The 12,562-nt window shown below is 73.5% G+C and carries 8 protein-coding genes and 1 pseudogene; 8 read left to right on the top strand and 1 reads right to left on the bottom strand.

Annotated elements, in window-relative coordinates:
- The 8 genes and pseudogenes from DMH12_RS19040 to DMH12_RS19075 all read left to right on the top strand — a co-directional run.
- A partial coding sequence (locus DMH12_RS19040; protein ID WP_125492750.1) for a CbiQ family ECF transporter T component occupies positions 1–925 on the top strand: 925 nt, incomplete at its 5' end.
- Positions 922–1,716, top strand: a pseudogene (locus DMH12_RS19045) (ABC transporter ATP-binding protein); the annotation flags it as partial. The gene DMH12_RS19040 and the pseudogene DMH12_RS19045, both read left to right, overlap by 4 nt.
- Before the next feature lie 38 nt (positions 1,717–1,754).
- On the top strand, positions 1,755–2,969 hold the full coding sequence (locus tag DMH12_RS19050; RefSeq protein WP_399187909.1) for a serine/threonine protein kinase: 1,215 nt from the start codon (positions 1,755–1,757) through the stop codon (positions 2,967–2,969).
- A gap of 145 nt (positions 2,970–3,114) precedes the next feature.
- Positions 3,115–4,845: a serine/threonine-protein kinase gene (locus tag DMH12_RS19055; RefSeq protein ID WP_185832408.1), complete on the top strand. Its 1,731-nt coding sequence runs from the start codon at positions 3,115–3,117 to the stop codon at positions 4,843–4,845.
- Between the two features lie 120 nt (positions 4,846–4,965).
- Complete coding sequence (locus DMH12_RS19060) at positions 4,966–6,063, top strand: serine/threonine-protein kinase (protein WP_125492752.1); 1,098 nt, start codon at positions 4,966–4,968, stop codon at positions 6,061–6,063.
- A gap of 81 nt (positions 6,064–6,144) precedes the next feature.
- Entirely contained in the window at positions 6,145–7,827 is a 1,683-nt protein-coding gene (locus tag DMH12_RS19065; RefSeq protein ID WP_185832410.1) for a serine/threonine-protein kinase, read from the top strand.
- Between the two features lie 103 nt (positions 7,828–7,930).
- The gene (locus DMH12_RS19070) at positions 7,931–9,544 is read left to right on the top strand and encodes a succinic semialdehyde dehydrogenase (RefSeq protein ID WP_125492753.1); all 1,614 of its coding nucleotides are present in this window, start codon (positions 7,931–7,933) and stop codon (positions 9,542–9,544) included.
- A gap of 99 nt (positions 9,545–9,643) precedes the next feature.
- Positions 9,644–11,437 carry a GMC oxidoreductase gene (locus DMH12_RS19075; RefSeq protein ID WP_125492754.1) on the top strand — a complete coding sequence of 598 codons (1,794 nt, stop codon included), beginning with the start codon at positions 9,644–9,646 and terminating at the stop codon, positions 11,435–11,437.
- Positions 11,438–12,054: 617 nt separating this feature from the next.
- Here the strand turns inward: DMH12_RS19075 and DMH12_RS19080 are convergent.
- Positions 12,055–12,363: a chorismate mutase gene (locus tag DMH12_RS19080; protein WP_185832411.1), complete on the bottom strand. Its 309-nt coding sequence runs from the start codon at positions 12,361–12,363 to the stop codon at positions 12,055–12,057.
- Positions 12,364–12,562 lie beyond the last annotated feature (199 nt).

Consider the following 12,562-nt stretch of genomic DNA (forward strand, 5'->3'; position numbering starts at 1 on the left):
TTCCTACGGCGCCTTCGTCAAGCTCGCCCTGGCCGTCCTCGTCGTCCGCCTCCTCTTCACGACGGTCCTCGGCTCCCCCATCCCCGGCACCCACACCCTCGTCACGCTCCCCGAAGTCCCCCTCCCCGACTGGGCGCAGGGCATCCGGCTGGGCGGCCGGGTCACCGCGGAGGGCCTCGCCTTCGCCCTGTACGACGCGATGAAGCTCGCCACGCTCCTCATCTGCGTCGGCGCCGCGAACGCCCTCGCCAACCCCTCCCGCCTCCTCAAGTCCCTCCCCGGCGCCCTGTACGAGATGGGCGTCGCCGTCGTCGTCGCCCTCACCTTCGCGCCGAACCTCATCGCCGACGTCCGGCGCCTGCGCGCCGCCCGCCGCCTCCGGGGCCGCCCCGACAGCGGCGTACGGGGCCTGCTCCAGGTCGGACTCCCGGTACTGGAGGGCGCCCTGGAGCGCTCGGTCGCCCTGGCCGCCGCGATGGACGCCCGCGGCTACGGCCGTACCGCCCAGGTCCCCACCGCCGTCCGCCGTACCACCGCCGCCCTCACCCTGGGCGGCCTGCTCGGCGTCTGCGCGGGAACGTACGGGCTGCTGACCGCCGCGGGCGGCACGTACGGCATCCCCGTCCTCGTCGTCGGCGTCGCCGCCGCGCTCGCGGGCCTGTGGCTCGGCGGACGGCGCACGGTCCGCAGCCGCTACCGCCCGGACCGCTGGGGCGCCCGCGCCTGGCTGGTGACCGGCTCCGGCGTGGCGGTCGCGGCGGCGCTGTTCCTCGCCGCCGCCCGCGACCCGGCGGCGCTGCACCCGGGCGTGGTCCCGCTGGTCGCGCCGTCGCTCCCGCTGTGGCCGGCCGCCGCGATCCTCGTCGGCCTGCTCCCGGCGCTCCTCACCCCCGCACCCGAGACCGCCGCGAAGGAGCCGTCGTGATCCGCTTCGAGAACGTGTCGGTCACGTACGACGGAACGACCGAACCCACCGTCCAGGGCGTTGACTTCGAGGTCCCGGAGGGCGAACTGGTCCTCCTCGCGGGCCCGTCCGGCGTCGGCAAGTCCACCGTCCTCGGCGCGGTCGGCGGCCTCGTTCCGCACTTCACCGGCGGCACGCTGCGCGGCCGGGTCACCGTGGCCGGCCGCGACACCCGCACCCACAAGCCGCGTGAACTGGCCGACGTGGTCGGCACGGTGGGCCAGGACCCGCTCTCCCACTTCGTGACGGACACCGTCGAGGACGAGCTGGCCTACGGCATGGAGTCGCTGGGCCTGGCCCCCGACGTGATGCGCCGCCGGGTCGAGGAGACCCTCGACCTCCTGGGCCTCTCCGACCTCCGCGCCCGCCCCCTCGCCACGCTCTCCGGCGGCCAGCAGCAGCGGGTCGCCATCGGCTCGGTACTCACCCCGCACCCCGACGTGCTGGTCCTGGACGAGCCGACGTCCGCCCTGGACCCCGCCGCCGCCGAGGAGGTCCTGGCCGTCCTCCAGCGCCTCGTGCACGACCTCGGTACGACGGTCCTGATGGCCGAACACCGCCTGGAGCGGGTCATCCAGTACGCCGACCAGGTCGTGCTGCTTCCGGCCCCGGGTGCCGCGCCGGTGCTCGGCACCCCCGCGGACGTGATGGCCGTGTCCCCGGTGTATCCGCCGGTGGTGGGCCTCGGCAGGCTGGCCGGCTGGTCCCCGCTGCCGCTGACGGTCCGCGACGCCCGCCGCCGCGCGGCCCCGCCACCGCGCTCGCCGCCGAGCGGGCCCGGCAGACGCGGATGGCCGTGGTCGGGCCGGTGACCGAGCGGTGGGCGCCCGAGCAGGCCGGGCCGGTGCACGAGAACTGGCAGCTGGCCGCGCCCATCGGCCCCGCCACCGACCTGTGGGCGCTGGGCGCGCTGCTCTACCGCGCCGTGCAGGGGCACGCGCCCTACCCCGAGGAGTCCACCGCCGAGCTGGTGCAGATCGTGTGCGCGGAGCCCCCGGCGTTCGCCGAGGAGTGCGGCCCGCTGCGGCCGGTCGTGGAGTCGCTGCTGCGTCAGGACCCCACCGAGCGCATCGACTTCGAGGAACTGCGCGGCTGGCTGCGCTCCCTCGTGCGCTCCGCGCCCGAGCCCGAGGCCGGCCTGCACGTCGTCTCGGCCCCGCCCGCCGAGACCGCGCACAGCCGGCTGCCCATCGTGCGCCGCCGCGGCGAGCTGGTGCGCCGGCGCCGGGCCGGACTGCCCGCGCACCACGGCCGCCACAAGCGGGGCCGCGCGGAACCCGCCCGCTCGCCGCGCAGCCTCGGCCGGACCCTGCTCCTGCTGATACTGCTCGCCCTCGCCGGAGCCGTCGCGTACGCCATGTTCTTCCTGCCGAAGAACGACACGCGCGACTCCGGCGCCGCCGACCGCACCGGCACCGCCGGTGACGCGAGCCAGGCGCCGCCCGCCGGATCGCCGGACGTCAGCAGCGAGCCCCGGCCCGAGCAGACGTCCCCGGAGTCCACCCCCGGCGGCTCCGAGACCGACGGCGGCTCCACCGAGACGCAGTCGAACGTCGCCGACGGGTTCACCCTGCGCAAGGACCCGGAGGGCTTCCGCGTCGCCGTCGCCGAGGACTGGACCCGCACCCCCCGCAACGGCAGCGGCCAGGTCGTTTACGGCAAGGGCGACTTCGAGCTGCTCGTCGTACCGGGCCGCGACCGCAGCTCCGAGTTCGGCGACGACCCGATGGTCTACCAGCGCGACAGCGAACCCGAGTTGGCTCCCTACCGTGCCTCCAGCTGGGCCACGTCCAGCGGGCTGAAGACCATCGAGGTCGGTGGACGGACCATGGCGGAGGGCCAGTTCACCTGGACCGGCGCGGGCGGCGAGCTGTTCGTGCGCAACGTCGCCGTCCTCATCGACGGCCGCTACCACGTGGTCCAGGTGCGGGGTCCGGAGGCCGAGCGGGACGAGGTGAGCCGGCTCTTCGAGCAGGCGTCGGCGACCTACCAGTACACGCGCTGACCGCAGTTCGCCCCGATGGTTGCCTCCCGTCACGGAAAGCGACAACCGTCACAGAGCGGTTTCCATGCGACCCCAGCCGTTCCCCGGGAGGGGGCCGGTCCCTAGTCTGGCCCTGACAAGACCATTGCGGGGCAACGTGAATCAGATGCAGGGCCGGCTCGTGGCGGGCCGTTACCGGCTCGGGGACACCATCGGCAGCGGCGGCATGGGCCGGGTGTGGCGCGCACACGACGAGGTGCTGAACCGGACCGTCGCCATCAAGGAGTTGACCGCCGCGCTCTACGTCTCCGAGAGCGACCAGGCGATCCTGCTGGCCCGCACCCGGGGCGAGGCGCGCGCGGCGGCGCGGATCAACCACTCGGCCGTCGTCACCGTGCACGACGTACTCGAACACGACGGCCGGCCCTGGATCGTGATGGAGCTGGTCGAGGGCCGGTCGCTGGCCGACGCGGTCAAGGAGGAGGAGCGGGTCGAGCCGCGCGAGGCGGCCCGTATCGGCCTGTGGGTGCTGCGCGCCCTGCGCGCCGCGCACACCGCCGGCGTCCTGCACCGCGACGTCAAACCGGGCAACGTCCTGCTCGCCGACGACGGCCGCGTCCTGCTCACCGACTTCGGCATCGCGCAGATCGAGGGCGACACCACCATCACCCGGACCGGTGAGGTCGTCGGCTCCGTCGACTACCTCGCGCCCGAGCGCGTGCGGGGCCACGACCCCGGCCCCGCCTCCGACCTGTGGGCGCTCGGCGCGACGCTGTACACGGCGGTGGAGGGCAGATCGCCGTTCCGCCGCACCTCACCGCTCACCACCATGCAGGCCGTGGTCGAGGAGGAGGCGGGCGAGCCCCGGTACGCCGGCCCGCTCGCGCCCGTCATCAGCGCGTTCCTGCGCAAGGACCCGGAGACGCGGCCCGACGCGACCGAGGCCGAGTACCTGCTCGCCCAGGCGGCCGAGGGACGGCGGCCGGACGCGGCCCAGGCGTACGTGCCGACCACGAACCACACCGGCCCGGTGCGGCAGGGCGACACCCTGCACCACGCGACGCCGGGCACACCCACCGCGACGCCGTACCCGCCGGTGACCGGACCCACCGCGGCCGTCGGCCACCCCGCGACGGGCCACACGGCACAGGCGTACGGGACGGGCGCCGTGCCGCCGGGAGCCGTACCGCCGGGCCACCCGCACGCCGCGCCGTCCGGAGCCCCCGCCCCCCGGCGCCGTCGGCCGGGCCGGCTGCGCACGGTCGCCCTGGTCGTCGCCGTCGCCGCCCTCATCGGCGCGGGCACCGCCGTCCTGCTGCAACAGCGCGACGGCGGCGGCACCGAGGCCGGGCCGGAGCCCACCGCGCCCACGTCCTCCCCGCCCTCGGGGTCCCCCACCAACGACAACGGCTCCGGCGGATCCGTCCCGGACAACTGGAAACGCAGAGACGACCCGTTGGGTTTCAGCCTCTACCTGCCCAATAACTGGCAGCGGGAGGCCTTCGGTGACGAGGGCGAACTCAGACAGGCCGACTACAGCCCCGACGGCGGCAAGCACCTCCTGCGCGTATCCGTCGACACCGCCCCCGACTACAACGACCCGCACGCGCACCAGCTCGATCTGGAGGTCCAGCTCCAGCGGCTGGTCGACTACCGGCGCGTCACCCTGGAGCGCGGCACCTACCGCGACCGCGACAGCGCCAGGTGGGAGTACACCTGGACCGCGCTGGCCAAGGACACCCCCTTCCCCGGCCCGCGCCGCGCCGTCGCGCACACGCACATCTCCCGGGACGGCGTCGAGTACGCACTCAACATGTCGGGTCCCGCGGACGACTGGCCCACCACCGAGCGGCAGTTCAGGTCGGTGCTGCAGAGCTGGCAGGAACGGGCGGGCTGAGACCCGCACCGCGCGGCGCCGGACACCGGCCGGGAGCCGCCCCAACGGATCCCGCGCACCCGTCGGTTGTCGGCCACCCGGGTGGCCGCGACGCGGAGGCGTCGCGTCCGGTGGGGCATCATGGGACGCATGGTGACCGAGGGGGCCGGCGGGCGTGTCATCGCGGGCCGATACCGGCTCCATGAGCGGCTCGGCAGCGGCGGCATGGGCATCGTGTGGCGGGCCACCGACCAACTGCTCGTCCGCGAGGTGGCCGTGAAGGCGCTGCCGCTCGACGAGACCCTGTCCGCCGCCGAGGCCCGGCGGCGCCGCGAGCGCACCCTGCGCGAGGCCCGCGCGGTCGCGCAGCTGCGGCATCCGCACGTCATCGTCGTGCACGACGTCGTCGAGGACGACACCCGCGCGTACATGGTCATGGAACTCGTCGACGGCGGCTCGCTCGCGGACCGTGTCGTCGCCTGCGGCCCGGTCGGCCCCCGCGAGGCCGCCCGGATCGGCATCGCCCTGCTCGACGCCCTGCGCACCGCGCACGCGGCCGGCGTCCTGCACCGGGACGTGAAGCCGTCCAACGTGCTGATCGCCGAGGACGGCCGGGTCGTCCTCACCGACTTCGGCGTCGCCCAGGTCGCGGGCGCCACCACCCTCACCGAGAGCGGCTCCTTCGTCGGCTCGCCCGAGTACACCGCGCCGGAGCGGATGTCCGGCGCCGGGACCGGACCGGAGTCCGACCTGTGGTCCCTGGGCGTCCTGCTCTGCGCGATCCTCAGCGGGACCTCCCCCTTCCACCGCGACTCGCTCGGCGGCGTCCTGCACGCCGTGGTGACCGAGGAGATCCACCCGCCCGCCCAGACCGGACCGCTCCTCCCCGTCGTCCGGGGCCTCCTCGAACGCGATCCGCGACGGCGGCTGGACGCGGCGGAGGCGGACCGGATGCTGCGCCTGTACCTGAGTACCGGCCGCGCGCCCGCGACGACGGCGGCCCGCGAGTCCCGGCGGATGAAGCGGAGCGTGCTCATGGCGGTGCTGCTGGTCGTCGCGGCGGCCGGCGCGGGCATCTCGGCGGCGGTGCTGCTCGTGGACGGCGACGACGGCGGGGGCGGCGCCCCGAGCAGCTCGGCGCCCGCGACGCCGACGACGGACCCCGCGTCCCCCTCGGTGTCCCCGTCCGGCGCTCCGTCCGCCCACGAGTCCCCCGCATCACACCTAAAGGGGAGATAAGCCACAGCCCGCGTCACGGGTCTGTGACCACCGTGCATCCGTGGTGGATACGGGCGTGTCCGGCGCGATATGCATGGACCCATGAGCAGCAACGGGGGACCCCGCAAGGGATCGGACGAGCCGACGAGTTTTGGCCTGCAACCACCGAACCAGCCCGTCGCCGTGCCGCATCCCGGCAACCCGTACGCGGCACCCACCCAGGTCGTACCGCCGCAGCAGGTGTCACCTTCCGCGCAGGGCCCGTCCGCGCAGGACGCGGGCGCCGGGCGCCTGATCGCGGGCCGCTACCGGCTGCTGGCCAAGCTGGGGCACGGCGGCATGGGCACGGTCTGGCGGGCCAAGGACGAGACCGTGGACCGCGAGGTGGCCGTCAAGGAGCCCCGCGTACCCGACCACCTTCCCGAGCGCGAACGGGACAACGCCTTCGAACGGATGCGTCGCGAGGCCCGCGCCGCCGCCCGGCTCGACCACCCCGGCGTGGTCAACGTGCACGACGTGGCGGTCGTCGACGGCCGGCCGTGGATCGTGATGGAGCTGGTGCGGGGCCGCTCGCTGGGCGACGCGTTGCAGGAGGGCACGCTGGGCGCCCGCGAGGCCGCCCGGATCGGCCTGGAGGTGCTCGGCGCGCTGGAGGCCGCGCACGCGGCCGGCATCCTGCACCGGGACGTGAAGCCGGACAACGTGCTGCTCGGCCGGCACGACCGGGTCGTCCTCACCGACTTCGGCATCGCCCAGATCGAGGGCGAGACCAACCTGACCGACACCGGCGGCTTCGTCGGCTCGCCCGAGTACATCGCCCCGGAGCGGGTGCTGGGCCAGCGCCCCGGCCCGGCGAGCGACCTGTGGTCGCTGGGCGTGGTGCTGTACGCGGCGACGGAGGGCGTCTCGCCGTTCCGCCGCAGCAACACCCCCGCCACGCTCCAGTCGGTGCTCAACGCGACTCCCGCGGCGCCCGCCGCCGCGCAGGGTCCGCTGGCCGAGGTGATCACGGCCCTGCTGGACAAGGACCCGGCGCGCCGCCCGGACGCCGCCCGGGTGCGCGGCCTGCTGGACGCCGCCGCCAACCCGCCCGCGCCACCGCCCACCCAGGTCGTGCGCGTCGCCGCGGCGGACGGGCCGTCGGGGCCGGGGTCCCGGTGGAGCGTCCGGCTGGGCCGCAACGCCTGGATCACCCTCGGCGCTGCGGTCGTCGCGGCGGCGGTGGCGTCGTACCTGGTGGTCTCGGACCCCTTCGCGGGGCCGCTGCCCGAGGGCTGGAAGGAGCAGCGGCTCGACGCCAAGCTCGGGATGAGCGTCGGCCTGCCCGCCGAATTCGTGAAGCAGAAGCACCCCGACGACTGGGACGGCACCAACGAGACGTTCACCGACCCGAGCGGAGCGGTCAGCGTCCTCGTCGACCGCGACATCAAGGACGACGACAAGACGGGCGAGATCCCCGAGACGGCGATGGCGGGCGCCTGGGCGGACTGGGAGACCTTCAAGGACGGCGAGTACTCCTACGGCTTCGCAGACGACCCCGCCCCCAAGGGCGAGCCGAGCGAGACCGAGTCCCAGGGCGGCAAGGCCGCCGAGAACACCATCGAGTACGTGACCACGGACTCGCAGAACCCCCGGCCGCGCGAGTTCCACATCCTGTACTACCGGGCGGGCAACGGCGACATGTACAAGGTGTCCATCGACTACCCGCGCGAGGGCTACTTCGCCGACGAGGGAAAGGAGATCGCCCGCACGGTCGTCGCCAACTGGACGGTCGCAAAGCCCTGATCAGCGGGTTTGTGCCAGCGATCACTGGCGCCGTGTGAGCACTCGGTGAATCCCCATTACCGACGGGTACACAAAGGCCCCGCGGCGTCATACCCTGCCGCTCATGACGGACGCGCAGGCCCCGGAACTCACCGGCACGAACCCCCTCGCCCCCTCCCCGGAGGGCGCCCGCACCGCTGCCGACGTGGTCACGCCCGAGCTGGTCGCCCAGCTCACCAAGGGCGTGGCCGGCTCCGGCCGCACCGCCAACCACACCCCGTTCACCGGCGAGAAGCTCGCCGACCTGCCCGAGTCGACGCCGGAGGACGTGGCCCGCGCCTTCGAACAGGCCCGCGCCGCCCAGGCCGTGTGGGCGCGCGTGCCGGTACGGCAGCGCGCCGCGGTCCTGCTGCGCTTCCACGACCTGGTCCTGGAGCGCCAGGCCGAGGTCCTCGACCTCATCCAGCTGGAGACCGGCAAGGCCAGGCTGCACGCCCACGAGGAGGTCCAGGCCGTCGCCGTCGCCGCCCGGCACTACGGCCGCAGGGCGCCCGCGTATCTGCGGCCCAAGCGGCACACCGGCGCCGTGCCGACCCTGACGAAGGTCACCGAACTGCGCCACCCGCGCGGCGTCGTCGGCCAGATCGTCCCGTGGAACTACCCGTTCGAGCTGTCCGTCGGCGACGCCCTGCCCGCCCTCGTCGCGGGCAACGCGGTCGTGATGAAGCCGGACACCGAGTCCTGCCTGACCGCCCTGTGGGCCCGTGACCTGCTGATCGAGGCCGGGCTGCCGGCCGACGTCCTCCAGGCCGTCATCGGTGTCGGCCCGGTCGTCGGACCCGAGGTCGTCAAGCACGGCGACTACGTGTCCTTCACCGGCTCCACCCGCACCGGCCGCGAGGTCGCGACCGTCGCCGCGGACCGGCTGGTCGGCGTCTCGCTGGAGCTCGGCGGCAAGAACGCCATGCTGGTCCTGGACGACGCCGACATCGAGAAGGCGGCGGCGGGCGCCGTGCGCGCGTGCTTCTCCTCCGCCGGCCAGCTGTGCGTCTCCATCGAGCGGCTCTACGTCCACGAGTCGGTCGCCGACGCCTTCCTCGACCGCTTCGCCGCCCGCACCCGCGCGATGCGGCTGGGCAGCGCGCTGGCGTACGGCGCGGACATGGGGTCGCTGGTCAGCGGCCACCAGCTGGAGACCGTCAAGCGGCACGTGGAGGACGCCGTCGCCAAGGGGGCGCGGATCGTCGCCGGCGGCGTGGCCCGGCCGGACGTCGGCCCGTACTTCTACGAGCCCACGATCCTCGACGGTGTCACGGACGCCATGACCCTGTGCTGCGAGGAGACCTTCGGCCCGGTGGTCTCCGTGTACCGCTTCTCCGACGTGGACGAGGTCGTCGACCGCGCCAACGCCACGCCGTACGGCCTGAACTCGTCGGTCTGGACCACGAACGCCCGCCGCGGCCGCGAGGTCGCCGCCCGCCTGCGCACCGGCACGGTCAACATCAACGAGGGCTACGCCTCCGCCTACGGCAGCGTGCAGTCGCCGATGGGCGGCATGAAGGAGTCCGGACTCGGCCGCCGGCACGGCTCCGAGGGCATCCTCAAGTACACCGAGTCGCAGACCGTCGCCCACCAGCGCCTGCTGCCGATGGCACCGTCCCTCGGAATGGACGACGAGAAGTACGCCCAGTTCATGAGCCGCAGTCTCCGGCTCATGAAGAGTCTGCGGTTCCGGTAGCCGACGAAGGGGCGCGGGGCTGTATCGATTCGCGGCTCCGCCGCCCGGGCGCGACCGGCCTCAGAACACCCGCACGCGAAACTCAACGAGGAGACCACCGTGCCCCAAGACGCCTACGACTACGACGTCCTGATAGTCGGCTCAGGCTTCGGCGGATCCGTCTCCGCCCTCCGCCTCACGGAGAAGGGCTACCACGTCGGCGTCCTGGAAGCCGGCCGCCGCTTCACCCGCACCACCCTCCCCAAGAACTCCTGGGACCTGAAGAACTACCTCTGGGCGCCGAAGCTCGGCATGTTCGGCATCCAGCGCATCCACCTGCTCGGCAACGTCATGGTCCTGGCAGGCGCCGGCGTCGGCGGCGGTTCCCTCAACTACGCCAACACCCTCTACGTGCCGCCGAAACCATTCTTCGAGGACCCCCAGTGGCGTGACATCACCGACTGGCACGACGAGCTGACGCCGTACTACGACCAGGCCCGCCGCATGCTCGGGGTCCGGCTGAACCCGACGATGACCCCGTCCGACGTGCACCTGAAGGCCGCAGCCGAGCGGATGGGCGTCGGAGACAGCTTTCACATGGCGCCGGTCGGCGTGTTCTTCGGCGACGGCGAGGACGCCGACGGCAAGGCGAAGGCGGAACCGGGTGGGACGGTGCCCGACCCCTACTTCGGCGGCGCGGGCCCCGACCGCAAGGCCTGCAACGAGTGCGGCGAGTGCATGACGGGCTGCCGGCACGGAGCGAAGAACACCCTCAACGAGAACTACCTGTACCTCGCCGAGAAGGCGGGCGCGGTCGTGCACCCGATGACGACCGTCGTCTCGGTCACCGAGGACTCGCGCGGCGGCTTCGCGATCGCCACCCTCCCCACCGACCGGCAGAGGAAGGACGCGGGCCGCACCTTCACGGCCCGCCGGGTCGTCCTGGCCGCCGGCACCTACGGCACCCAGACCCTGCTGCACCGCATGAAGGCGAACGGTCAGCTCGCCCACCTGTCCGACAGGCTCGGCGAGCTGACCCGCACCAACTCCGAGGCGCTGGTCGGCGCCCAGACCGACGACCGCCGCTACCGCAAGGCCACCGGCGAGCCCCGCGCCGACTTCACGCGGGGCGTCGCCATCACGTCCTCCATCCACCCGGACGCCAACACCCACATCGAGCCGGTCCGCTACGGCAAGGGATCCAACTCGATGGGCGGCCTGTCGATCCTCCAGGTCCCCTACGCCGGGCACACCGCCTCGGGCGCCTCCCGCGTCCTGGGCTTCCTCGGCCACGCGGCCAAGCACCCGCTGCTGGTCCTGCGCTCCCTGTCCAACCGCAAGTGGTCGGAGCGGACCATCATCGGCCTGGTCATGCAGTCGCTGGACAACTCCCTGACCACGCACCTGAAACCGACGGGCGTCGGCAAGGGCCTGCTCACCGCGCGCCAGGGCCACGGCTCGCCCAATCCCAAGCAGATCAAGGCCGCCACCGAGGGCGCCTCCGCCCTCGCCGCCGAGATCAACGGCTTCGCCGGCTCCAACGTCGGGGAGCTGATGGGCACCCCGCTCACCGCCCACTTCCTCGGCGGCTGCCCCATCGGCGCCTCCCGCGAGACCGGCGTCATAGACCCGTACCACCGGCTCTACGGCCACCCCGGCATCTCCGTCGTCGACGGCGCCGCGGTCTCCGCCAACCTGGGCGTCAATCCGTCCCTGACCATCACGGCGCAGGCCGAGCGGGCGATGTCGTACTGGCCGAACAAGGGCGAGAGCGACCCGCGCCCCGCCCAGGGGAGCGCGTACGAGCGGCTGGCGCCGGTCGAGCCCAAGTCGTCGGCGGTCCCGGCGGAGGCCTTCGGCGCGCTGCGTCTGCCCTTCCTGGGCATACCGGCGGTGCCGCCGAAGAAGAGCTGAGGAAGAGGAGCCGAGGAAGAAGGGCCGAGGAAGAAGGGCCGAGGAAGAGGTGAGAGGGACCCGCACCCCCCTCCGAGCGCGGGTCCCTCTCCCACAGGCGGGCGGAGCCGCTGCCCGTGGGATGCCTCGGCCTGTTGGATCGGTGAATCCTGTGAATGGTTGTCTCGATTTCACAGAAGTCTTATGTGGGCTGCGTCACGTCCGCCGTCCTCCGTGCCGCGTCCCGCCCAGCCGCGCGCACGGCGAAGGGCCCCGCGGACTACGGCCGCGGGGCCCTTCCTCAGCCAGCACCGGCGTCAGGGCAGCGCCGGTGCCTCGGAGCGGCGCCGGGGGGTAGCGCCGCTGGTCTTGAAGGCTGTTCCGTCGGCCGGCCCCGGGCGTCCCCGGAGCCGGCCGTTCTCTTGGGTGACCGGGCTGCTGTCCCCTGCCGTCCGGTCACTTGTCTGGAGCGAGGTCCCACGACGTACGGCACGATCCGCACGTCTCATCGCTCCAGCGAGCCACGCGTGGTTCTCTCGGGCCCGCCCCTGGCTGACACGGACACCGGGAGAACGAAGCCGCTCGCGCCACGGTCACGCGCCGTACGGGTGAGACGGTGCCCGAACTCAGATACGACCTCAGACCCGCCCGCGGCACAGCTCCAGCATCGTCATGGCCAGTGCCGTGCCCGGCTTGCCCAGCGCCGACCTGTAGTGGTCGAGGACCTCCATCTCGCGGGAGAGGTTCACCCGCCGGCCACCGGAGGTGATCCGCGCCTCCTGGATGACGGCGGAGACCGCCATCCGTTCCTGGATGAGGCCGATGATCCGGTCGTCCAGGGCGTCGATGCGGTCCCGGGCGCCGGTGATCACCTCGGCGGCCTCGGTGGTGCGCGCGCCGGTCTTGTCCGCGGCGGTGACGGACTCGGCTGCTGTGGTGACGGTCATGTCGGTGGCTCCTCGCCGATGGGTGGCGGTGCCCCGGACCGGCAGGGTCCGCAAACGCCAGGCGCCCCGGACCTTGTCGGCCCGGGGCGCCTGGGAAGTCGCTTGTCAGTTGCTCAAGCAGCACGACCATGGCAGCCGGTGGGCCGGTTGCCATAGGTAAACAGGAAGACCTGGTGCGTGAGCATGGCGCCAGTATGCC

Source organism: Streptomyces sp. WAC 04229, from assembly GCF_003947455.1.
Classification (GTDB): Bacteria; Actinomycetota; Actinomycetes; order Streptomycetales; family Streptomycetaceae; genus Streptomyces.